This window comes from Hamadaea flava (genome assembly GCF_024172085.1).
GTDB classification, from domain to species: domain Bacteria; phylum Actinomycetota; class Actinomycetes; order Mycobacteriales; family Micromonosporaceae; genus Hamadaea; species Hamadaea flava.
On sequence record NZ_JAMZDZ010000001.1, the window covers coordinates 8,820,453 to 8,847,032 of the forward strand.

General features: G+C 71.6%; 24 protein-coding genes. 10 read left to right on the forward strand and 14 right to left on the reverse strand.

All coding sequences use genetic code 11. The features are described 5' to 3' along the window. Window positions 1-3: 3 nt before the first annotated feature. From HDA40_RS40995 to HDA40_RS41005, 3 genes are read left to right on the forward strand one after another with little or no spacing between them, the layout of a single operon-like run. Window positions 4-2,694: an FAD-dependent monooxygenase gene (locus HDA40_RS40995; protein ID WP_253763482.1), complete on the forward strand. Its 2,691-nt coding sequence runs from the start codon at window positions 4-6 to the stop codon at window positions 2,692-2,694. An 11-nt stretch (window positions 2,695-2,705) separates the two neighbouring features. Next, on the forward strand, window positions 2,706-3,257 hold the full coding sequence (locus tag HDA40_RS41000) for a flavin reductase family protein (protein WP_253763483.1): 552 nt from the start codon (window positions 2,706-2,708) through the stop codon (window positions 3,255-3,257). Next, window positions 3,254-3,880 carry a malonic semialdehyde reductase gene (locus tag HDA40_RS41005; RefSeq protein WP_253763484.1) on the forward strand — a complete coding sequence of 209 codons (627 nt, stop codon included), beginning with the start codon at window positions 3,254-3,256 and terminating at the stop codon, window positions 3,878-3,880. The genes HDA40_RS41000 and HDA40_RS41005 overlap by 4 nt, the downstream gene beginning before the upstream one ends. Before the next feature lie 4 nt (window positions 3,881-3,884). On the opposite strand, the gene HDA40_RS41010 is transcribed toward HDA40_RS41005, so the two are convergent. After that, complete coding sequence (locus tag HDA40_RS41010; protein ID WP_253763485.1) at window positions 3,885-4,808, reverse strand: NADP-dependent oxidoreductase; 924 nt, start codon at window positions 4,806-4,808, stop codon at window positions 3,885-3,887. A 77-nt stretch (window positions 4,809-4,885) separates the two neighbouring features. Between HDA40_RS41010 and HDA40_RS41015 the strand changes: the two genes are divergently transcribed. Then, window positions 4,886-5,356 (forward strand): winged helix-turn-helix transcriptional regulator, encoded by a 471-nt coding sequence (locus HDA40_RS41015; RefSeq protein ID WP_253763486.1) that lies wholly within the window; start codon window positions 4,886-4,888, stop codon window positions 5,354-5,356. Here the strand turns inward: HDA40_RS41015 and HDA40_RS41020 are convergent. Further along, the gene (locus HDA40_RS41020; protein ID WP_253763487.1) at window positions 5,326-6,129 is read right to left on the reverse strand and encodes an SGNH/GDSL hydrolase family protein; all 804 of its coding nucleotides are present in this window, start codon (window positions 6,127-6,129) and stop codon (window positions 5,326-5,328) included. The genes HDA40_RS41015 and HDA40_RS41020 overlap by 31 nt on opposite strands. Window positions 6,130-6,429: 300 nt before the next feature. On the opposite strand from HDA40_RS41020, the gene HDA40_RS41025 reads away from it, so the two are divergent. After that, window positions 6,430-9,243: an AfsR/SARP family transcriptional regulator gene (locus tag HDA40_RS41025; protein ID WP_253763488.1), complete on the forward strand. Its 2,814-nt coding sequence runs from the start codon at window positions 6,430-6,432 to the stop codon at window positions 9,241-9,243. Between the two features lie 48 nt (window positions 9,244-9,291). Here the strand turns inward: HDA40_RS41025 and HDA40_RS41030 are convergent, their stop codons facing one another. Genes HDA40_RS41030 through HDA40_RS41045 form a run of 4 tightly spaced genes read right to left on the reverse strand, consistent with a single transcriptional unit; the run spans window position 9,292 to window position 12,242 of the window. Beyond that, complete coding sequence (locus HDA40_RS41030; protein ID WP_253763489.1) at window positions 9,292-9,498, reverse strand: hypothetical protein; 207 nt, start codon at window positions 9,496-9,498, stop codon at window positions 9,292-9,294. Further along, window positions 9,473-9,979, reverse strand: coding sequence for a S26 family signal peptidase (locus HDA40_RS41035; protein WP_253763490.1), 507 nt, complete (start codon window positions 9,977-9,979; stop codon window positions 9,473-9,475). The genes HDA40_RS41030 and HDA40_RS41035 overlap by 26 nt, the downstream gene beginning before the upstream one ends. Beyond that, window positions 9,976-11,727 (reverse strand): ABC transporter ATP-binding protein, encoded by a 1,752-nt coding sequence (locus HDA40_RS41040; RefSeq protein WP_253763491.1) that lies wholly within the window; start codon window positions 11,725-11,727, stop codon window positions 9,976-9,978. The genes HDA40_RS41035 and HDA40_RS41040 overlap by 4 nt, the downstream gene beginning before the upstream one ends. Continuing rightward, on the reverse strand, window positions 11,724-12,242 hold the full coding sequence (locus tag HDA40_RS41045) for a TlpA family protein disulfide reductase (RefSeq protein ID WP_253763492.1): 519 nt from the start codon (window positions 12,240-12,242) through the stop codon (window positions 11,724-11,726). Before HDA40_RS41045 ends, HDA40_RS41040 begins: the two co-directional genes overlap by 4 nt. 79 nt (window positions 12,243-12,321) lie before the next feature. On the opposite strand from HDA40_RS41045, the gene HDA40_RS41050 reads away from it, so the two are divergent. Continuing rightward, the gene (locus tag HDA40_RS41050; protein WP_253763493.1) at window positions 12,322-13,452 is read left to right on the forward strand and encodes an AI-2E family transporter; all 1,131 of its coding nucleotides are present in this window, start codon (window positions 12,322-12,324) and stop codon (window positions 13,450-13,452) included. Window positions 13,453-13,462: 10 nt separating this feature from the next. Here HDA40_RS41050 and HDA40_RS41055 read toward each other — a convergent pair whose 3' ends face one another. Both HDA40_RS41055 and HDA40_RS41060 read right to left on the reverse strand, forming a co-directional pair. After that, window positions 13,463-14,047, reverse strand: coding sequence for a DinB family protein (locus HDA40_RS41055; protein ID WP_253763494.1), 585 nt, complete (start codon window positions 14,045-14,047; stop codon window positions 13,463-13,465). 41 nt (window positions 14,048-14,088) lie between these two features. Continuing rightward, on the reverse strand, window positions 14,089-15,849 hold the full coding sequence (locus HDA40_RS41060) for a glycoside hydrolase family 15 protein (protein WP_253763495.1): 1,761 nt from the start codon (window positions 15,847-15,849) through the stop codon (window positions 14,089-14,091). A 181-nt stretch (window positions 15,850-16,030) separates the two neighbouring features. Here HDA40_RS41060 and HDA40_RS41065 point away from each other — a divergent pair, with 181 nt between their 5' ends. Together HDA40_RS41065 and HDA40_RS41070 are read left to right on the forward strand one after the other, a co-directional pair. Further along, on the forward strand, window positions 16,031-16,510 hold the full coding sequence (locus tag HDA40_RS41065) for an ATP-binding protein (protein WP_253763496.1): 480 nt from the start codon (window positions 16,031-16,033) through the stop codon (window positions 16,508-16,510). Window positions 16,511-16,541: 31 nt separating this feature from the next. Then, the gene (locus HDA40_RS41070) at window positions 16,542-16,841 is read left to right on the forward strand and encodes an STAS domain-containing protein (protein ID WP_253763497.1); all 300 of its coding nucleotides are present in this window, start codon (window positions 16,542-16,544) and stop codon (window positions 16,839-16,841) included. 1 nt (window position 16,842) lies between these two features. Here the strand turns inward: HDA40_RS41070 and HDA40_RS41075 are convergent, their stop codons facing one another. The 3 genes from HDA40_RS41075 to HDA40_RS41085 form a co-directional block, all read right to left on the reverse strand. After that, the gene (locus HDA40_RS41075; protein ID WP_253763498.1) at window positions 16,843-17,661 is read right to left on the reverse strand and encodes an Fpg/Nei family DNA glycosylase; all 819 of its coding nucleotides are present in this window, start codon (window positions 17,659-17,661) and stop codon (window positions 16,843-16,845) included. 122 nt (window positions 17,662-17,783) lie between these two features. Further along, a complete protein-coding gene (locus HDA40_RS42415; RefSeq protein ID WP_253763499.1) occupies window positions 17,784-19,952 on the reverse strand; it encodes an ATP-binding cassette domain-containing protein in 2,169 nt (722 codons plus the stop codon). A 148-nt stretch (window positions 19,953-20,100) separates the two neighbouring features. Next, the gene (locus tag HDA40_RS41085) at window positions 20,101-21,543 is read right to left on the reverse strand and encodes an MFS transporter (protein ID WP_253763500.1); all 1,443 of its coding nucleotides are present in this window, start codon (window positions 21,541-21,543) and stop codon (window positions 20,101-20,103) included. 150 nt (window positions 21,544-21,693) lie between these two features. On the opposite strand from HDA40_RS41085, the gene HDA40_RS41090 reads away from it, so the two are divergent. Further along, window positions 21,694-22,608, forward strand: coding sequence for a helix-turn-helix transcriptional regulator (locus HDA40_RS41090; protein ID WP_253763501.1), 915 nt, complete (start codon window positions 21,694-21,696; stop codon window positions 22,606-22,608). Here HDA40_RS41090 and HDA40_RS41095 read toward each other — a convergent pair. Continuing rightward, window positions 22,548-22,958 (reverse strand): MerR family transcriptional regulator, encoded by a 411-nt coding sequence (locus tag HDA40_RS41095; RefSeq protein ID WP_253763502.1) that lies wholly within the window; start codon window positions 22,956-22,958, stop codon window positions 22,548-22,550. The genes HDA40_RS41090 and HDA40_RS41095 overlap by 61 nt on opposite strands. 24 nt (window positions 22,959-22,982) lie before the next feature. On the opposite strand from HDA40_RS41095, the gene HDA40_RS41100 reads away from it, so the two are divergent. After that, complete coding sequence (locus tag HDA40_RS41100; RefSeq protein ID WP_253763503.1) at window positions 22,983-23,690, forward strand: SDR family NAD(P)-dependent oxidoreductase; 708 nt, start codon at window positions 22,983-22,985, stop codon at window positions 23,688-23,690. On the opposite strand, the gene HDA40_RS41105 is transcribed toward HDA40_RS41100, so the two are convergent. Both HDA40_RS41105 and HDA40_RS42420 read right to left on the reverse strand, forming a co-directional pair. Beyond that, on the reverse strand, window positions 23,657-24,772 hold the full coding sequence (locus tag HDA40_RS41105; protein WP_253763504.1) for a flavin-containing monooxygenase: 1,116 nt from the start codon (window positions 24,770-24,772) through the stop codon (window positions 23,657-23,659). The genes HDA40_RS41100 and HDA40_RS41105 overlap by 34 nt on opposite strands. Window positions 24,773-24,859: 87 nt before the next feature. Then, window positions 24,860-26,518, reverse strand: coding sequence for a response regulator transcription factor (locus HDA40_RS42420; RefSeq protein WP_253763505.1), 1,659 nt, complete (start codon window positions 26,516-26,518; stop codon window positions 24,860-24,862). Window positions 26,519-26,580: the final 62 nt, after the last annotated feature.

Here is a 26,580-nt window from a genome sequence, read left to right on the forward strand (position 1 = left end):
CCCGTGAGCGACGTGTCTTTCCCGACCGGCGAACCCCCGGGCGAGCTGGACGTGCTGATCGTCGGCGCCGGACCGGTGGGGCTGGCCGCGGCCGTCGAGCTGACCGCCCGCGACGTGCGGGTCGCGGTGGTGGACGCCGCGACGACGGCCGAGCTGGTCCGGGCCGGCGCGATGGGGCACTCGCCGCGCACCGTCGAGCATTTCCGCCGCTGGGGTGTGCTGCAGGCGATCCGGACCGGCTGGACCTTCCCGCCAGAATGGAACCGCGGCATCCGGCTGGCGACCTCGCTGGCCGGGCACGACCTGGCCGCGACCGGCCGCCGACCGCAGACGTACTCGCTGGCCAAGCCGATCCGCCGACCGCAGACGGTGCTGCAGCAGGCTTTCCTCGATCACCTGACGGTGCGCGACGTGCCGGTCAGCGGCGGCTGGCGGGTCATCGGCCTGTCACAGACCGACGATCTCGTGGAGACGGAGGTCTTCTCGGCGGGGGAGACCCGCACGATCCGGTCCCGGTACGTCCTGGGCGCCGACGGCGGCAGCAGCACCGTGCGGCGGCTGGCCGGCATCGACCGCACCGGCGAGCACGCCGACGAGCGGATGTTCCGGCTCGTCGTGCGGACCCGGCCCGGTGCGCTCGGGCCCGCGCCCAGCGGCACCAACATCGTCTACAACCAGATCGCGTCCGGATTCCTCGCCGCGATCAGCCCTGTCGAGTGGCGCGTGTACGCCGGCCCCTACCCGCTGGACGTCACGCCGTCCGACGAGGAACTGCTCGACGTCGCGCGGGCGGCGTTCGGCGTACCTGACCTCGACCTGTCGATCGCCTCGAAGACGTCGTTCTACCAGGCGACGAGGATCGCGACTTCATTCCGCCACCGCCGGGTGCTGCTCGCCGGCGACGCGGCCCATGTGCGTACGCCGGGCGGCAATCTCGGCGAAGGCTTCGGCGACGTGGTCAACCTCGGCTGGAAGCTGGCCGCCGTCCTCGCCGGGCAGGCGGGCGACACACTGCTCGACTCCTACGACGCCGAACGGCGTACGCACAACCAGCGGGTCGCCGACCACGCGCTCGCGGCGGCTCGGCGTACGCGGGCGCTGGTCGGGCGCATCCGGCAGATCGGCGTGCCCGCCGACGACGACACCACTTCGGCCGGTGCCCTGGCAAGGCAGTCGATCGCGGCGTTGCTGGCCGAGTCGCCGGGCGGGGAAGCGTCGGGAGTCGTGTTCGACGAACGCTACGACGCCTCCGCCGTCATCTCGTACGAACCCGGCCAGCACGACTCCGACCAGCCGTGGACGGCCTCGGCGTACGCCGACGACCCTCGGCCGGGCCATCGGGCGCCGGACGCGTACGTGGACCCGTGGGGCGACACGCTCTACGACCGGCTCGGCTTCACGACCGGCCTGGTCGTGGTGGACTCGAGGTTGACCACTGCAGCACCTGGCCTGGTCTCGGGCTTGACGACTGCCCCCGAGCCGGCGTCGGGCTTCGGCACCGCGCTCGACCTTGCTGCGGCATTCTCGGTCGCCGCTGAGAGTCGCGGCCTTGAGCTATCCATTGTGCACGTGACGCACGGCCCGGCCCGCGACCTGTATCCGCCCGGCGCCTACCTGATCCGTCCCGACCAGCACGTCGCCTGGCGGGGCACGACCCTGCCGCCCGGCGGGGCCGGCGCCGTGCTCGACCACCTCCTCGGCACCGTCGCCGACACGGAGGCCATCACCGACCCAGGCACCGTCACCGACCCAGGCACCGTCACCCACTCGAAAGGCTCCACGATGTCCGACTATCTCGACTTCACCGGCCCGGCCGAACTGCGTACGCGGGGCACCGTGCTCATCGCGCCCGGCCGCGGCGAGAGCCAGAGCAGCTACCTCCGCCTGGCCACGCGGCTGGCCGCCGACTCCTATCGCGTACGCGTCGTGCCCGCGCCGATCGTGGACGCCGACGACGTCGCCGGATCCCTCGACCGGTACGCCTCCGTCCTCGCCGACGCCGTCAAGGGAGTCTCCGTCCCTGTCGCTGTCTCCGTCCCGGCATCGGGTGACCGCGCCGTCTCGGCTTTCGGGGACCGGGCCGCCATTTCCGTCTCTGTTTCCGGCAGCCAGGCCGTCGACTCCGTCGCTGCGTCCGAGGACCGCGCCGATGCCGCCGAGGACGGTCCGGTGCAGCCGCTGGTCCTCGTCGGGGCCGACATCGCCGCCGCGGCGGTCGCCGCGCTGGCCGACCGGGCCGACCCCGAAGCCACGTGGTGGCCGGCCGGCGTGGTGCTCGCCGGGCTGCCCGGATACACCGTCCACGCGGCCACCGGCTGGGACGACGAACTCGACGCGCGTACGCACTGCTCGGTGCACCGCGGCGTGCTGTCGGACGACCCGGCCGTCCAACCCGGTACGCTCGCCGACCCCGTTCCAGCGCGGCTGCTGGATCTGGCGTACCAGACCGAATCGCCGCTGCCGCACCTGATCCTGACCGGCGACGCCGACCCGTACGCCGACCGCGACCAGCTGACCCGCCTCGCGCGACGGCTGCCGCTGGCCCGGCTGTCGGCCGTACGCGGCGCGCACCACGACGTTCTCAACGACCTGCAGCACCGGACCGTCGCCGCCGAGATCGTCTCCTTCCTGGAGGCGCTGCGCGCGAACGAGCCGCTGCGGCCGATCGTCCACAGTGTTCACAGCGCCTGGTGACGGAGGAAGACATGACGACCACGATCTCGCCGGTTCGAACAGTGCCGCAGACCCCCGAACCACCCGAGCTCGGCATCGACCCGCATCGGCTGCTCGGCCTGCTGCGGCGACACGCCACCACGGTCACCGTCGTGACCGCGCCCGGGGGAGCGGGGCTGCCCCCGGCCGGGTTCACCGCCACGTCGTTCACCTCGGTGTCGCTGCGGCCGCAGCTGGTGTCGTTCTGCCTGGACCGCGACTCGACGAGCTGGCCCGCGGTGGAACGTGCTCGTCATGTGGCCATCCACCTGCTCGCCGCCGGGCAGCAGCAGGTGGCCCGGACGTTCGCCACCAAGGGCATCGACCGGTTCGCCGACGACACGATCTGGACGCCTGGCGCGTACGGGATGCCGTTGCTGCGCGGCGTCCTGGCGACGCTGGTGTGCGAAGTGGCCGCCCGCGTTCCGGCCGGCGACCATGCGATCGTCCTGGGCCGCCCGGTGCTGGCCCACCACGGCGACGGCGAGCCGCTGCTCTATCACGACGGCGGCTACCGGCGACTCGACCAGGAGGAGAGCGCGTGACTACAGCGACCGTGGCCTCGACTGACGCACCGGTTTCGCTGGTGTTGAACCGGGAGGGCCAGGATCTGCTGTTCAGGACTGCCCGGACGGCGAACGCGTTCACGGGAGAGCCGGTCACCGAAGCGCAGATCCGGGCGATCCACGACCTGGTCCGGCTCGGTCCGACAGCGCTGAACTCCCAGCCCCTGCGCGTGCTGTTGCTGCGTACGCCGGGCGCACGCGCGCGGCTGCTGCCACATTTGAGCGGCGGCAATCGGGACAAGACGGCGGTGGCGCCGTTGACGGCGGTGCTCGCCGCCGACACGGGTTTCCCGGAGCGGCTGCCCGAGCTGTTCCCGCACAAGCCGCAGGCCGCCACCTGGTTCGGCGATCCCGAGTATCGCGAGAACCAGGCCCGGTTCAACGCCACCCTGCAAGCCGGCTACTTCCTCATCGGCGTACGCGCGGCAGGGCTGGCCGCCGGGCCGATGACCGGCTTCGACGCCGCAGCCGTCGACGAGGAGTTCTTCGCCGACGGCCGATGGCGAACGCTGCTGATCGTCAACATCGGCCGGCCCGCCGCCGAGGCCGCCCGCCAGCGCCTGCCCCGGCTGGCGTACGAGGACGTGGTGCGATCGGCCTGACGCGTCAGCGCGGCAACAGCACCAGCCGACCGCGCAGCCCACCTTCCGCCAGGCGCTCGTGCGCCTCGGCCACCCGGTCCAGCGGCAGAGTCGCCGCTACCCGCAGGCGCAATCCGGCTTGGGCGAGACTGGTGAGCCGAGACCCGTCGGCGCGGATCCAGACGTTGGCGACCCGGACGCCCCGCAGTGGAACGGGTGCGCCGCCGAGGACCGAGACGAACGCGCCGCCACCGCGAACGGCGTCGAGCGCGACAACGCCGAGGCCGGCCGCGTCGATCACCGCGTCGACGCCGCCGCGAACCACCGCGCGGACCGCAGCGGGAAGGTCCTGCCCTCGGGCGACGAAGTGATCGGCGCCCAGGGCACGGACCAGGTCTTCGTCGGCGCCGCCGGCCGCGCCTACCACGCGTGCGCCCGTGGCCGAGGCCAGCTGCACGGCATACCCGCCGACCGCGCCGGCCGCTCCGGTGACCAGCACGGTCTGGCCCGGCCGCAGCCCGGCGAGGTCCAGTGCTTGGGCGGCCGTCAGCGAGTTGAGCGGCAGGGTCGCGGCCGCGACCAGGTCCACATCGTCCGGTAGCCGGCCGACTGCCTCCTCGTCCAGCACCGCGTACTCGGCCTGGGCCTTGCTGGGCAACGCCAGCCGGTCGGACAAACCGGCGACCCGGTCGCCTACCGCGAATCGGGTCACGTCGGCGCCGACGGCGTCCACGACGCCGGACAGGTCCCAGCCCAGGCCGATGACGTCCCGCGCGGGCAGCAGGCCGTTCGCGGTCAGGCCGCCGCTGCGGGTCTGGAGGTCGACCGGGTTGACGGCGGCCGCCGCGACGCCGATCCGGACCTGGCCGGGGCCGGGCTCAGGAATCGGCAGGTCGGCGAGTTCGAGTACGCCCGGTCCACCGAATCCTCTGATGATCACTGACTTCATGTGGTCACCGTATGGAGTGCTACTCTCCAGTGGGAAGTAGGCACTTCGAAGTGCCTGTGCAACCTGGAGGTGCCCGCGTGACGACCCTCTCGGCGGCCGAACGCCGTGCGGCGGAGCGAATCGCGTACGACGCCTATCTGGCCGCCTGCCCGGCCCGCAAGCTGCTCGACCGGATCAGCGACAAGTGGGTCAGCCTGGTGCTGACCGCCCTGGCCGATGGACCCCGGCGGCAGAGCGACCTCGCCCGCTTCCTAGCCGGGGCGAGCCAGAAGATGCTCACGCAGACGTTGCGGGCGCTCGAGCGTGACGGAATCGTCGACCGCACGGTCACGCCGACGGTGCCGATCCGCGTCGACTACGCGCTCACCGACCTCGGCCGCAGCCTGCTGCCCGTCATCGCGGCCATCAAGGGCTGGGCCGAATCTCACCTCGCCGAAGTGGAGTGTGCGCAACTCGCGTACGACCAGGCGAACAGGGAGCCGGACGCGGGGAGAAGGTCCCCGGGTCCGGCTCGTGATCAGCTCGCGGCGGTCCGGAACACCGGGTAGTAGCCGCCGGACTGCCCGGTGGCCATCGGGTGGTAGGAGATGCCGAGCGAGGCGAAGTTCAGCGCGTGCAGCCACTTGTCGCCGCTGCACAGCTGGTGCCCGACGAAGATCGACCGGACGTCGGCGAAGACGAAGCCCTTCGCCTGCGCCGCCGTCTTGGTGATGTTGTCGACGAGGTTGATGCCCTCGTTGATCTTCGCGTGGGAGGTGGCGCTCAGCCCGACGCAGACCGTGTTGAGCTGGTAGAACACCGGGTACGACAAGACGACGACCTTGGCGTTGGGCGCCTTGGCCCGGATCTTGGTGTACAGCGTGCTGAGCAGCCCGGCGAGCGTCGAGTTCGCCTTGTTCTCCGCGGTCTGGACGGCGGCGACGCACTCGGTCGTCCCGTACAGCGCGCAGGTCTTCATGATGTCGGCGAAGCCCATGTCGTTGCCGCCGGCCGTCAGGCTGACCAGCGTCGTGGTGCTGCTCAGCGCGGACAGCTGGCTGCTGGCGACGGTCAGCGTGGTCGCGCCGGAACAGGCGACGGAGACATAGGACGCGGGCGCGTTGGCGGCGGCCCACAGCGCCGAGTACGCGCTCGTGCTGCGTTGGCACGAGCCGCTCTCGGAGGTGTAGTTGCCGGCGCCGACGCCGGAGGAGTAGGAGTCGCCGAGGGCGACGTAGCGGACGGTGGACGCGGCGTTCGCGGGGGTGGCCACGAGGCCGACCAGCACAAAGAGGGTGGTTGCGAGGCTGGCCGTCAGCGTGAGCAGACGCGATCGAGTCAAGGGGGCCTCCGGGTCGGGGGTGAACTCGGTGAACTCGGTCGCATATAGATATCAATAAACCCGGCGGTTGTGAAGATCGTGATGCGCAAGAAGTGAAAGAATTTCCGAGACCGTCCTCAATGGGCGGAGACACGGTCTCCCGGACAAGGCGCTCATGGCTGGGACGCACGCGGTGAGGTGACCCCATAACGCAGCGAAGCGGGCGGCGGCCCGACTCACCCGTGCCACCGCCCGCCGGATTTGCTTGAATCAAACTTGGCGTAGTCGATGGGGACGCGCCGCCGGGGAGGGGAGCCGCCGTTGTCGCAGCTGCGTTTTCAGATTCTCGGCCCGACGATCGTCAGCCGCGACGGGCGCGACCTCGATCTGGGCAGCCCGAAGCAGCGTACGCTGCTGGTCGCGTTGCTCCTGGAACCTCGCCGGGTGCTGCCGATGCGACGGCTGCTGAACCTGCTGTGGGACGACCCGCCCACCTCGGCCACCGCCAACGCCCGCACGTACGCGTACGGGCTGCGTAAGGCACTCGGCCCGGTCCTGCACGCCCGCGACGGCGGATACCTGCTCGACGTGGCCCCCGCCGACTGCGACCTCGGGCAGTTCACCGCCGAGGTGGGCGCGGCCCGGCTCGCCCGGTCGGCCGACGACCTGTCGGCAGCCGAACGCCACTACGAGAAGGCGCTGGGCATGTGGCGTGGCGCATGCGGGGAGGACCTGCCCGCGGACATCCCGTTGCAGCACCAGTTGGTGACCGTCACCGAACGGCGTGCGGTCGCCGTCGAGGAGTACGCCGACCTGCGCCTGCGGCAGGGCCCCGATCCGCGGCTGCCCGAGGAGCTCCGGCAGGCGCTGGCCGACCATCCGACGCGGGAAGGCTTGTGGGCGCTCCTGATGCGGGCGCTCGCAGCGGGCGGCGACACCGCGGGCGCGCTGGAGGCGTACCACCGGGCGCGGTCGGAGTTGGCGGCGCGGCTCGGCGTCGACCCGGGTGCCGAACTGGTCGACCTGCAACGCTCGATCCTGGCGCGGGAACCGGCCGTCGCCGGGCCGTCCGCGACCACCCGGTCCCGCTCGGTCGTCCCGCACGAGCTGCCCGCCCGGCCGCCGGTGTTCGTCGGCCGGGACGCCGCGGTCGCGCAGCTGCTCGGCGCGGTGGCCGATCCCGGCACCCGCCGGTATCCAGTGGTGCTGGGCATCGACGGTCCCGGCGGCATCGGCAAGTCGACCCTTGCTGTCGAACTCGCCCATCGGATGAGCGAGCGCCTCGGCGCCGGATCGCCGGCCGACCGGGACGCCGGCGATGACCTGGGCGGGGAGATCTACGTCGACCTCCATGGCGGGCGCAGCGGTCTGCGGCCGGCCAACCAGGCGGAGGTCCTGGTCCGGCTGCTGCGTTCGCTGGGTGAACCCGAACCTGGCCACGAGGACCTCGAAGGACTGGCGGCCCGCTGGCGCAGCCTCACGCACGGCCGGCGGCTGTTGATCGTGCTGGACAACGTGCTCGACGCCGACCAGGTACGCCCACTGCTGCCGAACGGGCCCGGCTGCACCGTCGTCGTCACCTCCCGGCGGCGGTTGGCCGACCTCGACCTGACCGCCCGACAAACTTTGTCGACATTGGACGTCGACGCGGCGGTGCGGCTGCTCAAAGCGCACGGCGACGCCGACGAGGGCCCGCTGCGGCAGATCGCTTTGCTGTGCGGCGGACTGCCGCTGGCGCTGCGCATGGCGGCCGCCCGGCTGGCGAGCCGCACCGATCTGACGGTGGGGGACTTCGCCCTGCGGCTCAGCGACGACCGCCTGCGGCTGAGTGAACTCGGCTACCGCGACACCGGCGTACGCGCGACCTTCCGATCCAGCTTCGTCGCCCTCGCCGGCAGCGCCGACCCGGTGGATCGGGACGCGGCGAAGCTGTTCTGCCTGCTCGGGCTGTTGCCGGTGTCGGACTGCTCGGCCGAAGTCGCGTACGCCCTCATCGACGCCGCGCATGGGGACGCCAGCGTCGGGCGGCTGGTCGAACTGCACCTCGTGACCAGCGACAACGGCCGCCTGCGGCTGCACGATCTGCTGCGCCTGTTCGCCCGGGAAGTCGCCGACGAACTGCCCCCCGAGGACATCGAACCGGCGATCTACCGAGCGGCCTGGTGCTACGCCGAATCCGCCCGGCGCGCCTGGCTCTGCGTACGCCCACTGGCCGGCCGAATGCTCCCGCCGAGCCCGCTGACTCGGGCCGCCGCCGCCGACCCGCAGACCCGGGCCGAAGGAGTGCGCTGGCTCGCCGAGAACTCCGCGTCGATGCGGGAGCTGTTGTTCGCCCTGCCCGGGCTGCCGTCGGTGCCGCTGTCCGTCGGCGTCGAGATCCTGCGCCATCTGACCAGCCACGACGGGCTCGCCGGGACATTCCGCGACACGGTCGCGGTGGCCGGCCGGGTCGTCGAACAGGCGGCTGCGGGAGCCGATCCGCGAGCCGAGTTGATCGCGCGCCGCCTGCTGGCGATCAACCTGCAACGGCTGCGCCGCTATCCGGAGTCACAGGCCGAGGTCCGGCCCGCCATCGAGCTGCTGCCAGAGGTCGACGATCCGGTCGAACGCATCACCACCCTCAACACCTTCGGCATCTTCCAGACCGAATGGGGCGACCTCGACGCCGCCGAGCAGTCGTTGCGGGCCGGGCTCAAACTCGCGCGTGAGCACGACGATCCACCTTGGACCAGCCTGCTCCTGCACAGCCTCGGCATGCACCAACGCGTACGCGGAGTGCTGGGGGAGTCGATCGAGCTGCTGCGTGAGGCGTACGGCATCCGCCAGGCCCTAGCGGACGAGATCGGTCAGATCTACACGCGGATGCAGCTCGGCAAGGCGCTGTCCGCCGCCGGAGAGGTCACCGAAGGACTGGCCCATCTCGACCGGGCGCTGCTGGTCGCGGAGCGGCTCAACTCCGCGGAACTGGCCCGGGAGATCCGGATCGACCGCATGGAGGTGCTGTCGAGAGCCGGGCGCATCGGCGAGGCGTCCGGCGAACTGCGTGCCGCGCTGGAGGTCTGCCGCCGCCTGGACGACGAAACCCTGCGGGCCGAGGTGCTACGCGAAGCGCAGCGGTTGCGCGTACCGGCGTAGGGACCCGGGCCGGAACGGGGGCGACCGGCCCGGGACATCACCTCACGATCAGCACATGCCGGCCGGGCTCGTCGTGCAAACGCGCTGGCAGGTGCCGCCCGACAGCGTCTTGGTGTAGCAGTAGTGCCGGACCAGGCGGTGACCGGTCTCGCAGGTGTACCAGGTCTGCTCGTTCGGTGCGCAGGCCGCGTCGGCGGTCGCCGTCGGCAGGATCGTGGCCAGCAGGCGGTCACCGAGCTTGGTGATCAGTCGCATGTGGGGACTCCTCATCTGTGCGCCCGGGAGGGTTACCCGGGTCCGGGGACCAGCCAACGACCGCGCCATACATATCGGCGTCCACGGGAGATACACGCCGCGTACCGACGACCCGGCCCAGCACCCGATCTCGCGGGAAGAAGCCGGCCTGCCGGGAGTCGTAGCTGACCGGCCGGTTGTCGCCCAGCAGGACGACGGCGCCGGTGGGCACGACCGTGGTGCGTACCAGGTGCCGGATCGGTTCCGGGACCACGTCGCCCGGGAGTGCCGCGACCCGTTTGACCAGCCATTGCGTCGTGCGCAGCGAACCGCTCAGCGGCGGCGCCAGCCAGCGGGCCGGTTCCAGCTCGTCGGGTCGTTCGACGACGATCACGTCGCCCACGCGCAGGCGCAGGCCGCGGACGACCAGGACGGTCCGGCCCGAGGCCAGCGCGGGTTCCATGCTCGGCCCGCGCACCCTCACGGCGATGAGCGGGCTCATGCCGGCAGGTATCCCGCGGCCTGCGTGCGGAACAGGGTCGCGTACCGGCCGCCCGCGGCGTCCAGCTCCGCGTGCCGCCCACGCTCGACGATCTCACCGGCCTCCAGGACCACGATCTGGTCGGCGTCGCGCAAGGCCGACAGTCGGTGCGAGATCAACACACTGGTACGCCCATCGCGGAGCCCGTGTATCCGCGCGTTCAAGCGGCCTTCGGCCTCGGGGTCCAACCCCGAGCTGGGTTCATCGAGGACGAGGACGTCGGCGGTGGACCGCATGAGCGCCCGGGCGACCGCGATCCGCTGCCATTGCCCACCGGACAGGTAGGCGCCGGCCCCGCCTTCGTCGTCATAGAGGCGGCTGAGCAGGGTGTCGTAGCCGTCCGGGAGACGGCGGATCGCGGGGTCGACGTCGGCCAGCCGGGCGGCCTGCTCCACGCGTACGCGATCGCCGAGCGCCGGCAGGTCGCCGATGCCGATGTTCTCGGCGGCGGTCAGGTCGTAGCTCATGAACGTCTGGAACACCGCGCCCATCCGCCGCCGCACCGTGTCCACGTCGTACGCCCGCAGGTCGACTCCGTCCCAGGTGATCGAGCCCCGCGTCGGCTCATACATTCCGCACAAGAGCTTGACCAGGGTGGACTTGCCAGCGCCGTTCGCGCCGACGACACCGGTCGACGTGCCGGCCTCGATCCGCAGATCCACCCCACGCAGCACCCATGGACCGTCCGGTGTGTACCGGAACCACAGGTCCCGGACCTCCAGCGCCTGACGCAGCGGCGGGCAGGCGTGGTTGCCCGCCGACGGCGGCCGGGGCTCGTCGACGACCGATCGCCAATGCCGGTACGCCCCCAGCTCGGTGTGCAGCCGGGCGGCGGCCGACACGCAGCCGGCGAGCCCACTCTGTACGGCGGCGATCGCCGCGACCGTCAACGCCACGTCACCGGCCGACAACCCCGGCTGCGCGGCGGCCCAGATCAGCCCGGCACCGCCGATGAGCGCGGCGAGCACGCCCAATCCCGTCTGCACGACCAGATCCCGCCGATCCACCTGGCGGCGGTGGCCGTCGGCCCGGCGGCGCTCGGCCAGCATCCGGCCGCGGAAGAACCCGGTGAGCCCGAACAGTCGCAGTTCCACCGCCGCCTGCGCTTCGGTGAGCAGCGACTCGAAGAACATCTCGCGCCGGGCTGCGCCGGCCGTCTCGGTCAGCAGCCGGATGCGGCGGCGGCTCATCGCGAGCTGCCCGGCGACCGCCGGAGCCGAGGCGGCCAGCACCACCGCCGACAGCACCGGGCTCACCGCTGTCAGCGTCATGACGAAGCCGGCCGCCAACAGCCCGGCCTGGACGACGTCGGCCGTGCCCACCACGATATCCACCGGCGCGCGTACGCCGGAGGTGGCCGCGACCGACAGTCGGTTCAGATACCCGGGATCCTCCAGACGGGACAGTCCTGGCTGAGCGCCGACCGCTTCGTAGAGCCGGTCGCGGGCGACGATCCCCGCCCGCCGGTCCAACTCCAGCACCAGGTACGCGCGTACCGGGGTGGCGGCCCAGGCGGCGACCCCGGCCAGCGCCACCCCGACGATCGGCCCCAGCGCCGTACGCCCGGCGGCGATCGCGTCGAGCGTGTCGCGCAGCAGGACGGCCGACACGACCGGCAGCCCGGCCGAACCGATCAGGACCAGCAGGAATCCGGCCAGCTGCGCCGGTCCGGCCGACCACACCAGGGTGGCCGCCGAGCGCAGGTTCACGCGACCCGGGCCGGGCGCGGCACCCCGGCCAGATCGTGACCGGACATCACGACCGTGCCGTCCGCCGCGATCAGGAACACCGCCGGGTACGCGTCCACCCCGAACGTGCCCGTCAGCTCGTCACCCGTACGCGCGACGACGACATGCGCCAGACCGTCGAAGGCGGCGACCTCCTCGGCCACCTTCACCGGGTCCTCGTCGTCGTCGACCACCACGGTCAGCACACGGCGCGGACCCGCCGCCCGGGCATACGCGAGCACCTCCGGCAGCAGCTCCTGGCAGGGCGGACAGCTGGGGGACAGGAACGCGACCAGCCCGGTGCCGTCGAAGCGGCCGCTGAACGACGCGACGCGGTCGCCGGGCCGGCGTTGCTGCCGGTCGACCGGCCCCGTCGCCGCTCGCGCGGTGGTGAGGACGCCCGGCGTACGCAGCCGCCGTGCCATGGCCAGGATCAGCAGCAGGTTGAGCAGGCTGAGCAGCCCGACCAGAACAAGTCCCGCGATCAGAAAGCCCACCCGCGGCACGCTAGGCGGCGGCGGTACAGGGGCGGATACATATGGCGTACATGCTCGGCGTGCGTGCTTGAATGGGACGATGGCAGAGCCTGAGCGCAGCGAGCGATCACTCGCCGACCGTGTGCCGCCGTCGCTGGTGTTCCGGTGGGCGGTCGCCGCCACCGCCGGAGCGTTCGCCGTCGCCGCGGTGGTGCTGGGGCTCTACACCGTCCGCAAGATCCTCGTGCTGGTGCTGATCGCGTTGTTCGTCGCGGTCAGCCTCGACCCGGCCGTGCGCTGGATGGTACGCAAGGGGCTGCGCCGCAGCTGGGCGGTCAGCATCGTGGTCCTGGTCCTGATCGCGCTGTTCGGCCTGTTCGTCTGGTCGATCGTGCCGCCGGTCGTCGACCAGAGCGGAACCTTGCTGAAGAATCTGCCCAACTACGTGCAGACCTGGTCGGACAAGTCAAAGGCGATCAAGGAAGTCACCGATCGATACAACTTGACCGACCGGTTGACCTCGCTCGCGGGCGAGCTGCCCGGAAAGGTGGCCAACGGCGCGCTCGGCTTCGTCCAGGCGCTGTTCGGCACGGTGGCCGCCGGGTTGACCGTGCTCGTGCTGTCGATCTACTTCATGGCCGACATGCCCCGCCTCCAGCGCGGGATCGTGCGTCTGTTCCCAGTCGCGCATCGCAAGCACGGCGCGCACATCGTCACCGTCGTCGTGGACAAGGTCGGCGGCTACATGATCGGCAACATCGTCATCTCGCTGATCGCCGGCGTGGCAGCCTTCATCTGCCTGCAAGCCGTCGGCGTCCCGTACGCCGTCCCGCTGGCCGTCACGGTCGCCATCACCGACCTCATCCCGATGATCGGCGCGACCCTCGGCGCGGTGATCGGCGTCGGGGTGTCGCTGCTGACCGTCGGGATCTGGCCGCGCTCGATCATCGTGCTGATCTTCTTCATCGCGTACCAGCAGTTCGAGAACTATGTCATCCAGCCCCGGGTGATGCGTAACGCCGTCGACCTGTCGGCGGTGGCCGTGCTGGTCGTGGCGCTCATCGGCGGAGCCGTGCTCGGCCTGGTCGGCGCGCTCATGGCGATCCCGATCGCGGCCGCCGTCAAAGTCGTCCTGACCCCGATGGTCCCCGCCGACGACGCCGAAGATACCGGGGGCGACGAGGCCGACGATCCCGGGGACGCCGACGGGGAGCAGCCCGCGGCCGCCTAGCCGTTGCGCGTCACTGGCCGATGCGGCCGTCGATGCGCTCCCGCAGCAGGTCGACGTGGCCCATGTGGCGGGCGTACTCCTCGACCATGCCAAGCACCACCTCGCGCAGCGACAGCGAACCGCCGCCGCTGCCGTGCTTGTTATCGGGATCGTCGGCGACGATGTCGAGGCTCGGCGCCTCGGCGAGGAACCGGGTGGAGAACTCGACCTCCGCCCGCCACGCCGCCCACGCCTCGGCGACGACCTGCGGGTCGGCGACCGCGCCGTCGAAGTCCCCGTCCCGATCGGTCTCCGAGCAGTACAGCTTCGGCACGTCCTGGCGGGCCAGCAGCACCCGGAACGTCGCGCGTTCCATCTCGGCGAGGTGGCGCACGAGTCCCAGCAGTGACATCGTCGACGGCTCGACCGAGCGCCGGGCCATCTGCTCGGCGTCCAGGCCCGCGCACTTCATCTCCAGCGTGAGGCGTTGGCAGCGCAGGGACTCGGCGAGGGTGGTGCGTTCGTCGGCCATCGTGGGGCCGTGCTCGCGGGGATCGTCGTCGGAGGGGCGGCCGTCCTCGGTGAACATGTCGGCGCGCCGGGTTGTGGTGGTCATGTCGCCATCCTGGTCACGGCTTTATGCGTATAACAAGGGAATTAACCGAGACGCAGCGCGGCATTGACCAGGCCGACGTGGCTGAAGGCCTGCGGGGTGTTGCCGAGGTGGCGGCCCACGACCGGGTCGTACTCCTCGGCGAGGATGCCCAGGTCGTTGCGGAGCGTGAGCAGCCGTTCGAACAGGTCCACGGCCTCGCGGTCGCGGCCGATCCCGGACAGCGCCTCGGCGAGCCAGAACGTGCAGGCGATGAACGCGCCTTCGGAGCCGGGCAGGCCGTCCACGCCGCCGTCGGCGCCTGGGTCGTAGCGCAGCAGGAAGCCGTCGTGGCTCAGCTCGCGCTGCAGCGCCTCGACGGTGCCCGCGATCCGGGGGTCGTCCCAGGGCAGGAAGCCGACGCGGGGCAGGAGCAGCAGCGCGGCGTCCAGCCCGCGCGAGCCGTAGAACTGGGTGAACGTGTTGCGGTCGGCGTCGAAGCCGCGCTCGCAGACCTCGGCGTGCACGTCCTCGCGCGCGGCCCGCCAGCGGTCGGCGTCGCCGGGCAGCCCGAATTTCTCCACGGCCTGCACCGCGCGGTCGAAGCCGGTCCAGGCCATCACCTTCGAGTGCACGAAGTGCCGGCGGTCGCCCCGGACCTCCCAGAGCCCGTTGTCGGGCTCGTCCCAGTGGCTCTCGAGATAGTCCAGCAAGGCCCGCTGCAGATCCCAGGCCTCGTCGGTCGCGCCCATGCCGACCGCGCGCGACTGGTGCAGCCCGTCGAGGACCTCGCCCCACACGTCGAGCTGGAACTGGCCCGAGGCCGCGTTGCCGACCCGGACGGGGGACGACTGTTCGTAGCCGGGCAGCCAGTCCAAGGTGTACTCGGTGAGTCGCCGCGTGCCGTCGATGCCGTACATGATCTGCAGATCGGCCGGGTCGCCGGCGGCCGCCCGCAGCAGCCACTCGCGCCAGGCCTTGGCCTCGGCCACGAAACCTGTGCCGAGCAACGCCTGCAGGGTGAACGTGGCGTCCCGCAGCCAGCAGTAGCGGTAGTCCCAGTTGCGGGGACCGCCGGGTTGCTCGGGCAGCGACGTCGTGGCCGCCGCGAGAATGCCGCCCGTCGGCGCGTAGGTGAGCGCCTTGAGCAGGATCAGCGACCGGCGCACCGGCTCCGGCCAGCGGCCCTCGTAGCGGAACCGGGTCATCCAGTCCGCCCAGAACTGCTCAGTGTCGGCCAGCGCCTGATCCGGGTCGACGTGCTTGGGCTTCGGCTCGTGCGACGGCCGGTAGGTCAACACGAACGGCACCCGCTGACCGGCCGACACCGTGAACTCGGCGTAGCTGGTGAAGTCCTCGCCGTACACCTCGACGGGGGTGCTCAGCCAGGCCGCGTCCGGTCCGGCGACCGCCGCCAGCTGGCCGCCGATGTGGCGTACCCACGGCACGATGCGGCCGTAGTCGAACCGCAGCCGCAGCGCCAGCCGCATCGGGACGTTGCCGCTGAGGCCCTCGACGACGCGCACGATGTCGGCGGCCTCACCCCGGGGCGGCATGAAGTCGACCACCCGGACGGTGCCCTGGGCGGACTCCCACTCCGACTCCAGGATCAACGAGTCGCCGCGGTAGCGCCGTCGCGTCGCCGGGCCGCCGTCGGCGGGCGCCAGCTGCCAGAACCCGGCGTCCGGGCCGCCGAGCAGCGCGGCGAAGCACGCGGGAGCGTCGAACCGCGGCAGGCACAGCCAGTCGACCGAACCGTCGCGCCCGACGAGCGCGCCGGTGTGCAGGTCCCCGATTAGCCCGTAATCCTCGATACGCTGCGGCATGCTCCCATGATCCCGGTTCTCCGGCCGGATGCCGCGGCATCCGGCATGTCGTAGTGTCGCGGCCTATCATGCCGGACGCCCCGTGTCTGCATGTTTCGGGCATAAGCGGCAACGCAGGTTAGCGCAGCGGCGTGGCAGGGTAGCAGTCGACCGGACACCCCCCGGCGACTGGAAGGACCGCATGCCCGACTCGCCCGACCGCCCCCTCGTGGACCAGCGTCGCCTGCTGATCGTCGGCCCGTTCAGCTCAGCGGACCTGGAGCCGATCCGGCGGCAGCTCGACGACGAATGCGCCCGCTGGGGCGTACCGCCGCGCACCCGGTCGGTGCTCGCCCTCGTCGCGACCGAACTCGTCGCGAACATCGTCGTGCACTGCGGCGGCGACGGCCGCCTGCAGGTCGCGCTGTATCGAGGGCGGCTGGTCTGCCAGGCGTTCGACCGGGGACCGGGCATTCCGCGCAGCCACCGGGCCGGCTGGCGGCCGCCGTCGCCGTCGGCTCCGAGCGGCCGCGGGCTGTGGCTCGCCCGCGTCTTCTCCGACCGGTTCGCCGTCGACTCCAGCCCGCTCGGCACGACCGTCACCGCCGTGATCGAGGTACGCCCGCCCGGCCCGCCCGACGACCCGCTCGACGAGACCATGGACGCGTACGACGACCGGTGAAACATTGATCAGACCACGTTAGGGTGAAGCGATGTTGAGCGTCGAGATCTCCGGCGATGCCGCCATCACCAGGGTCGCCCTGGCCGGCGAGCTCGACCTGGAATCGAAGGCGCTGCTCGCGCAGGCCGTGCGCGAAGCGCCCGCCGAGGTCGTGGAACTCGACCTGGCCGCACTGACCTACTGCGACTCAGCCGGCATCGGCGCGCTGGTCTCGGCGCAACGCCAAGCGGGCGAGGACGGCCGGGCCCTCTACGTCGTCAACGTACGCGGCATGGTCCAGACGATCCTGCAGGTGTCCGGCGTGCTCACCCAGCTGACCCGGCGCGCCTGAATCACACCTGCTCGACCGGGCACCACCAGGTCGTCCGCGTGCCCACCACGCCGACCTGCAACGCCGCTCCGCAGCGCGGACAGACGCCCCCGGCCCGCCGAGCGGGAAAGAACGACAGCGTATGGACACCGCCGTCGGCCAGGCTGTCGGCCACCGATTCGCGTACGCCGTCGTAGAGCCGGTCGACGTCGTCGGGGGTCAGCTCGTCGACCGGCCGGGACGGGCGGATCCGGGCGGCCCACAGCGCCTGGTCGGCCAGCAGATTGCCGACTCCCGCCAGCGCCTCCTGATCCAGCAGGCGGGCCTTGACGGCAATCGTCCCTCGACTCATCGCCGACTGGAACTCCGGGCGGGTGACGACGGCGGCGTCCGGGCCGAGCTTCTCGACCGGCGGATCGAGGCGTACGCGGCCCAGCCGGCGCGGGTCGATCAGCGCCAGGTGACCGCCGTCGGCGAAGGTCAGCCGGAACCGGGCGAACCGCAGGTCGCCGGGCTTGCGACCGCGTTCCCAGTAGTCGCCGCCGTCCACCTCGGACCCCCGCCGGTCGGCGACCACGATCTTGCCCGACATCCCCAGATGGAAGCCCAGCAGTGGACCCGGCTTACGCGTACGCCCGACGCCTGTGGTCTCGCACCACATGCTCTTGCCGCGCCGGTGGACCGCCGACAGCCGCCGGCCCAGCAACGCCGACCGGATCTCACCCGGCGTATGCGGCCGGCACACGTAGGTGTCGGAGTCGTCGACCTCGGCGATCACCCGGCCGAGCGCGTACCGGTCGATGACCTGGCGGGCGGACTCGACCTCCGGCAATTCGGGCATGCCGATCAAACTAGTGGATGCCGCGCTGGTTCCGTGCTGGATCAGGGTTCTGGGTCGAATCTTGACCCAAGATTCGACCCAGAACCCTGATCCAGTTCCTAACGTGCGAGCGCCGAAAGGCGCTAGTTGCGGCCGGGTTCGAAGCGTCGTAGCGCGAACCGCGCCGCCACCAGCAGCACCGCGATGTGCAGGAGCAGCACCAGCACCGCCCGCCACCAGTTGAACGCGGTCGGGGCCCAGATCGCCTCCGGGAACGGGAACCCGACCAGGTTGGTCGTGGCAGCCCCCGCGGCGAACCCCCACCGGGACGGGTCGATCGTCGAGATGATCTCCAGCGCCCGCTGGCCGGTGATCTCGAACAGGCCACCCGACAGAACCAGCTGGAACATCACGCTGACGACCAGGATCGGCGTCGTCTGCTCCGTCGTGCGTACCAACGCGCTGGCCAACAGGCCGATCGAGGTCGACGCGACCGCGACCAGCGTGGCCGCCAGCGTGATCTCGATCATCGGATCGCCGAACACCAGCGCCGCGGGCGGCTTGGGCCGGCCGAACATCGCCAGGTAGACGAAGATCGCGCACTGGATCGCGTCGATGACCAGGAAGACGATGACCTTCGACAGCAGGTAGGCGGTGGGGGACAGGCCGATCGCCCGTTCCCGCCGGTAGATCGACTGTTCGTTGACGATCTCCCGGATCGCGACCGCCACGCCCATGAACGCCGCGCCGATCACGAACACGACGATGAGCCGCTGCCCCTCCAGCGCGAACCCCTCCGGGTCCGCGCTCAGCCCCTTGTCACCCGGCACCGCCCGGCTCAGCACCGCCAGCGCCAACGGCAATCCCAGCAGGAACGCGGCGTACCCCCGGTCCGAGGCGATCACCGCCAGCATCCGCCAGCACAGCGTCACGAAAGCCCGCAGCGGCGCGCGCGGATGCCGCGCACGATCCTTCATGGACAGATCTTGTACGCCGGTAGGACTGGCCTGCGCCGGTTTGCTGGCATCGGCGAACCGGGTCGTCTCGGCCTCCGGCGCGCCCGCCTGCCGGGGCACCGGCGGATCGGCCACGACGGCGACGGGTTCCACTTCGGCGGGCTCGGCCTCGACGGGCTCCTCCACCGCAGCGGCGGCCACCGTCACCAGTTCTTTGCGCGCGTCGCCGACGCGGGCCAGTTCCTCCGCCACCTCGCCGATGTAGCGGCGGTAGATCTCGGAGTTGCGGAACTCCTGCGCCCAGCGCCGCGGTTCGTTGGTGACCTTGTGGAAGACGTCGGCGTAGTCCTCGGCGCCGAAGAACGGCAGCACCTCGTCCGGCGGCCCGAAGAAGCCCATGTGGCCGCCCATGCACATGACCATGACGCGGTCGCAGATGTCCAGGTGCAGCACACTGTGCGTGACCACGACGACGGTACGCCCACGGTCGGCCAGCAGCCGCAGCTCCCGCATGACCTCCTTGTCCAGGGCCGGGTCCAGGCCCGAGGTCGGCTCGTCGAGGGCCAGCAGCGACGGCTCGGTCAGCAGCTCCAGCGCGACCGAGGTGCGCTTGCGCTGGCCGCCGGACAGCGTGTCGATGCGCTGCTTGGCCCGTTCGCTCAGGCCCAGCAGCTCCAGCACCTCGCCGACGCGCTCCTTGCGCTGCTTGCGCGGCACGTCGTCGGCGAACCGCAGGGAGGCGGAGAACCGCAGCGCCCGCTGCACGGACAGCTGCCGGTGCAGCACGTCGTCCTGCGGCACCATGCCGATGCGGTGGCGGAGCTCGGAATAGTGCTCGTACAGGTCACGCCCGTCGTAGAGCAGCCCGCCGCGCGACGGCTTCTGGAAGCCGGTCATCGCCTTGACCAGAGTGGACTTGCCGCAGCCGCTCGGCCCGATGATGCCGAGCAGGGTGCCCTGCTGCAACGCGAAGCTGACGTCGTCCAGCAGTGTCGCCTTGCCGACATCCACCGTGATGTCGTCCGCCACGAAGGAGGTCGGGCCCTGGTCGTCGTGCTGGTACAGCCGGGACCCGTCGTACAGGAACTCGTGCCGGCCGACGGTGAACCGGTCGCCCGGCTTGAGATCGCCCTTCTGCACGCGCCGTCCATTGTGGTGGACACCGTTGGTGCTACCCAGGTCCACCAGCTGATGACCAGCGCCGACGCGCCTGATCTCCGCGTGCGAGCCGGAGACCCACAGGTCCGGCAGCACGATGTCGTTACCCGGATCGCGACCGATCCGGATTCTGCCCTTGTCGTCTAGCACTGCCACCGGTGTGAGGGCGTCGGTGCCGTCCTGGCCGCTCGAAGTCACCGGCCTATCATGCCGAAGCCGTCAAGTCGGCGTGCCGCGGCATCGGCTGCGGGGTCCGAGTTCGACCGGAACGGCGTGCGCGACCGGCCCGGCTCCCTGCGGCGTGGCGCGCCGTGAGAACCGGGCTCGATCGGTTTGGACGACTCCGTCAGGCGTCGCGCCGCGTCCGCGTACGCAGGAAGACCCCGATCAGGACCGCCGCGACCAGGCACAGGGCGGCGTTGACCGCGATGGCGGTCGTGACCGCGCCCAGCATCGCGCCGGAACCGGTGCGGCTGCCCAGCGAACCGGCGACGACCGCGGACATGACCGGGATGCCGAGCGTGATGCCGACCTGCTGGCTCATCGTCGTCAGACCGGTGGCCAGACCCTGCTCGGCGTCCGGCAGTCCGGAGGTGGCGGTGACCATGAAGCCGACGATGGCGACCAGGTTGGCGACGCCGCCGAGGAAGGTCACCGGCAGCAGCAGACCGATCCATCCGGGCTCCGAACCCAGGAACACCAGCGGGATCGTGGCGGCGGCCTGCACCAGCAGCGCGGCCACGATGCCGGTCTTGGCGCCCACCCGGCCGATGATCCGTGGGCCGAGCAGTCCGCCGGCGACGGTGCCCGCGCCGAGCACCGAGAACGCCAACCCGGCGGCCAGCGGCGAGTAGCCGAGCACGTCCTGCAGGTACAGGGTCAGCAGGAAGACCAGGGACGTCTCGGTGGCGAAGGCCAGCAGCCCGGCGACGTTGCCCCAGGCCACTGTCGGCCGCCGCAGCACCGCGACCGGCACGAGCGGCTGGCGGTGCCGCCGTTCGATCGCCCAGAACGCGGCCAGCAAGGCGACCGCGGCCGCGAGCGAGCCGACCACCCGCGGATCACCCCAGGACGTCTGCCCGGCGGTGGTCAACCCGTACACCAAGGCCAGCAGCCCGAGCGTGACCGTCACCGCGCCGGACAAGTCGAGCGACGGCCGGACCGCCGGGCGGCTCTCCGGCAGGACGCGCAGGGCGATCGGCAGCACCACGACGGCCACGACGACGTTGATGAAGAACGCCCACCGCCAGCTGAGCAGGTCGGTCACGACCCCGCCGAGGATCGCGCCCGTGGTGAACCCGGCGGCGGTGAGCGCGCCGTTGAGACCCAGCGCCTTGTCCCGGCGCGGCCCTTCGCCGAACGACGTCGTCAGCAGCGACAACGCGGCCGGGGTGACGGCGGCGGTGGCCAGGCCCTGCAATGCCCGCGCCGTCAGCAGTACGCCCGGCGTGGTGGCCAGCCCCCCGGCCAGCGACGAGATGCCCAGCAGCGCCATCCCGCCCAGGAACAGCCGACGCCGCCCGAACAGGTCGGCGATGCGCCCGAACAGCAACGTGAACCCGGCGGCGCACAGTGCGAAGGCGGTCGCGATCCACTGCAAGGCGTGCAGCGGCAGGCCGACGTCCGCGCCGATCACCGGCAGCGCGACGTTGAGGATCGAGAAGTCGACGGCGAGGGTGAATCCAGCCGTCAACAGGACGAGCAGGGTGAGCCGGTCCCGGCGGCCCAGCGCCGCCGTGTCCGCTTGCACGGCCGGGGCCGTCGTTTGGATCTGGTCGATGACCGCCATGGCGATCGTGTCCTTCCGCAGTGATGATCGGGATGCGATTCACTCTGCGGCGGACCAAGAGCCCGTGCCAGACCGCGATCTGGCTGGTCAGCGGCTGCCTATCACTGACAGGGACAGGCAGCGCCCGCCATCGCGAGGCACACTGTGATCATGAGCAGCGAAACGACCGGCACCGACCTCGGCGAGTTCCTCCGCAGCCGCCGCGCCCGGCTGTCCCCGCAGGACGTCGGCCTGGCCTCGTACGGCGCTCGCCGGGTGCCGGGCCTGCGCCGCGAGGAACTCGCCCAGCTCGCCGGGGTCAGCCTCACCTACTACACGCGGCTGGAGCAGGGGCAGAGCGCCAACGCCTCGGAGTCGGTGATCGACGCGATCGGCCGGGCGCTCAACCTGTCCGACGACGAACGCGCTCACCTGCACAATCTGGCCCGCCCGCGGCCCGGCCGGCGTCCCCGGCCGCCGCGCCCGCAGACCGCCCGGTCTGGCGTACGCCGGTTGGTGGCCGCGATGTCCGGCGTCCCGGCGGTCGTCATGGACCGGCGCAGCGACGTGCTCGCCTGGAACCGGCTCGGCCATCTGCTGCTGGCCGGACACTACGACTTCGACGCGCCGGACCGGATCGCCGATCGGCCCAACCTGACCCGCATGCTGTTCTGCGACCCGCACACCGCCGACCTCTATCCACGATGGAAGGAGGAGGCCGCCCGCGCGGTCGCCTCGCTGCGGCTGGTCACCGGCACCTATCCCGACGACCGGGAGCTGGCCGAACTGGTCGGCGAGCTGTCGGTGAAGAGCCGGGATTTCGCCGGGCTGTGGTCCCGGCAGTCGGTGCAGAACTGCATGACCGGCACCAAGCAGTTCCGGCATCCCGAGGTCGGCCCGCTCGAGCTGGACTTCGAACTGCTGCACCTGCCCGACGGCAACGGCAGCCGCATCATCACCTACACCGCCGCCCCCGGTACGCCGTCGGACGCCGCACTGCGCCTGCTGGCGGCCACGGCGCCCGCTCAGCCCGCCCCGGGTTCCCAGAGCCCGTCGGTGTCCCCGGCGTCGACCCGGTCCCGATAGACGTCGATCTTGTGATCGATGGCGGCGAGGTTCTGTCGCAGCTCGTCCAGCTGAGTGGCGACCTCGGCGCGGTGCGACTCCAGCAGCGCCAGCCGTTCCTTCTCGTTGCCCCGCCCGGCGGCCACGAGTTCGGCGTACCGGCGGATGGTGCGGATGGGCATGCCGGTGGCGCGCAACCGGGTGCAGATCGTGATCCAGTCCAGGTCGATCTGCTGATAGCGCCGCCGCCCGGTGGCGGTTCGCCCGACCGTGACGACCAGCCCGGCGCGTTCGTAGTACCGCAGCGTGTGCACGCTGACCCCGGTACGCCGCGCCGCCTCGGCGATGGTCAGGCCCTTGACTTCGAGCACGCTCGCAATTCTAGCCTCGTGATCATGACAACCACCCTGATCACGGGCGGGACCAAGGGCCTCGGCCACGAGACCGCCCGCCGCCTGAAGGACGCCGGCCACACCGTCTACATCGGAAGCCGCGACGCCGCCCGGGGCCTCGCCGTTGCCCAAGAGCTGGGCGTACGCACCGTCCAGCTCGACGTCACCGACGACGCCTCCGTCACGGCCGCCGCCCAGCGCATCGCCGCCGACGGGGGACTGGACGTGCTGGTCAACAACGCCGGAACCCAGGTCGAGATGCACGACGGCGGCGTCGTCGGCGCGGACGGACTCACCGCCGAGATGATGCGCCAGACGTTCGAGACCAACGTCTTCGGCCCGGTACGCGTCCTGCACGCGTTCCTGCCGCTGCTGCTGCGTTCGGCGGCCCCGGTCGTCGTCAACGTCAGCAGCGGCCTGGCCTCGCTGACCCGCGTCACCGCGCCCGGCACTCCGGCGTACGCGTATCCCGGGGTGGCGTATCCGGCGTCGAAGACCGCCCTGAACATGATCACCGTGCAGTACGCCAAGGCGTACCCGGGGGTCCGGATCAACGCCGTCGAACCGGGCTTCACCAAGACCGACCTCAACGGCAACACCGGCCACCAGACGGTGGCGCAGGGCGCCGAGATCATCGTGCGGATGGCCTGCCTGGGACCGGACGGTCCCACCGGCGGCTACGTCGACGTCAACGGCACCCTGCCCTGGTGAACCGGCACGGTGACGGAGCGGGCCGCGATCGCCTTCGCCACGTGCTCGGCGTCGCGGCCCGCGCCCTGCACCATGCCGGAGGAGAACGCGTACTGGAAGTGCAGGCCGGTGAAGTAGAGCCCGGGGACCTCCGGCACGACGCCACGCTCGTGCCGGGGTTCGTCGCCGTCGAGCACGGGCAGGTTCACCCACGAGAAGCCTGGCCCGTAGCCGGTGCACCACACGACGTTGTCGGCGGTGATCACCTGTCCGTCGGCGAGCACCGGCAGGCCGTCCTGCACGCCGGTCATCTTCGGCGCCCGGATCACCCCGGCCGCCGCCAGCTCGGATGGCCGGGTCCTGATCAGCGGCCCCCCGCCGGCGCGGGCGGCGGCCCGAGCCTTGCGGCCGATCGGCGTCGCCACCGTCAGCAGCCGGTGGAAGACCAGCCGGAGCACGATCCGGCTCAGCAGTAGCCGGCTCGGCAGCCCGGCGACCCGGAACGGCAGGTGCCCGGTGTCGCGGCCGGCGAGCACGACCTTGTGCGTACGCGCGAGTTCGATCCCGATCTCGGCGCCGGAGTCCCCCGCCCCGACGACCAGGACGGTGCCGGGCTGGAGCTGCCCCGGGTTGCGGTACGCGATCGAGTGCAGCTGGGTGATGCCCGGATGCAGCTCGGCGGCGTACGCGGGCAGCTTCGGCTGCTGCTGGTTGCCCATGGCGACGACGACGTTGTCGGCGGTGAACTGGCGGGCGCCCGCGTCGACGAGGAAGCCGTCTCCGTCCCGCGACAGGGCGTCGACCCGTACGCCGGTCCGCACGTCCAGCTGAAACCGTTCGGCGTACGCCTGAAGGTAGTCGGCCATCTGATCCTTGGTCGGGAAGGCGAACCCGGGGCCGGGGAAGGTCATGCCCGGCAGTCCGTCGTAGCGGGCCGGGGTGAACAGCCGCAGTGAGTCCCAGCGCCGCCGCCAGACCTCGCCGACCTCGTCGTGGTCGTCCAGGATGAGGCACGATCGGCCCAGTTTTCGCAGGTGGTAGCCGGTGGCCAGGCCGGCCTGGCCGGCTCCGATGATCAGCGTCTCGACATGGTTCGTACTCATGCCTCGACGCTATGAGCGACCCGGGTACGCGCGCTTCGGCAGAATCCCGCACGCACGGCGGGACTCGGATGGGGGATTTCCCGCACCCTATGGGTCGATCAACCGCTGCTGGAAGGCGTACGCCGTGGCAGCGGCCCGGGACGACACGCCGATCTTGGTGAAGACGTTGCTGAGGTGCCGTTCGACGGTCTTCTCGGACAACGAGAGCTCCCGCGCGATGGCGCTGTTCGTCCGCCCGGTCGCGACCAGCCTCAGCACCTGCAGCTCGCGCGGGGTCAGACCGTGCGACGGCGGGATCGGGACGCGGCCGAGGTCGGCCACCCGCGCCCGGTCCGGCCTTGCGCCGAGCTGGGCGAAGACCGCGTCCGCCGCCGCCAGTTCCAGGGTGGCGGTGTCCTCGTCGCCCAGCGCTCGGCAGGCCAGCGCGATCAGGACCCGCGCGCGGGCCCCTTCGTAGGGCACGTCGAGGTCCCGCCAGAGCCGGGCGGCCGAACGTAGCTCGGTCAGAGCGGCCGCCGCGTCGTCCTCGGCCAGCAGCAACGCTCCGCGGGCGTGATGAGCCTGGGCGCGTAGCGCCGGAGCCGCGAACTGATCAGCGATCGCCGCCAGCTCGGTCGCCGCCGCCTCGGCGGTCACCACGTCACCGGCGGCCAGTTCGACCTCGACCTGGGCCGGCAGCAGGCGTACGCGGCGCAGGCGGTCCGTGGTCTCGCCGAGGGCCCGCCGCAGCGCCGACCGTGCCGCCGCCGGGTCGCCCTGGGCGAGCCGCAGCAGCGCCAGCCCCGGGCACAGTTCATGGCCCCATTCGCCGGCCGCCCGGTACGCCTGCTCGGCCGCCGCGTAGTCGCCCTGCCGGCGCAGCACCTCCGCCTGCTGGTAGCGCGCGCCGCCGCTGGAGGCCACTTCGGGCGATCGGGACAGGCGATGGCAGGCACGTTCGGCCTCCTCGACGGCTCCCGGCCAGTCGCCGTGCAGCTGGCGCAGCTCCGCGCGATGCACCAGGCATCGTCCGGAGAACACGATCAGGTTGTGATGCTGGTCCAACCAGCCGGTCAGCGCGTCGGTCCACTCCTGCGCCCGGCGGATCTCGGCCATCTCGCTGAAGATCGAGATGACGACGCAGTAGACCGTCCCGGCCGCGATCGGCGAGATCTCGCGGCTCACGACGGCCAGCATCGCCTCGTCGAGGACCGGAACCGCCTGCGTCGCCTGGCCGAGTCTGACCAGCGCGCCGCCACACTGGGTCAGCGCCAGGCCCTGCACATCGGGATCACCCGTGCGGCGGCCGATCTCCATCGCCTGCCGGGCGAAGGCTGCCCCCTGCTCGAAGTCACCCGCCGTGTTGCTGCGGAAGGCGTACGCCGCCAGCATCAGCCCACGTTCGGCACAGTCGGCCGGCTCGGCGGCCAGGAGCGTCTCGGCTCGCGCCAGCCAGCCGCTCGCCTGGCCGATCTCGCCCTGGTTGCCCAGCGCGAACGACGCCCAGAACGCGGCGCGGGCCGCCTGGCGCGGGTGCTGCTCCCGGACTTTCCACTCGTACGCCTGCCGCAGCGCGTCCACGCAGACGGGCAGCTCACCGCGCAGGTACGCGGCCGTGGCGAGCAGGGACAGGTCTTCGGGGCGCAGCGGACCTGCTTCGGCGGCCCGGGACAGCAGTGCGTAGCAGTCGGCCCACGCATGTCCCTGTGCGGCGGCCCGGCCCGCGGCGAGGTTGGGACTCGGATCGGCCTGCTCGATCGCCGCCACGCAGCCTCCACACCCGACGCCGGAAAGAGTCCTCGCAGCTGAAGGATACGTCCGGCGGCCGC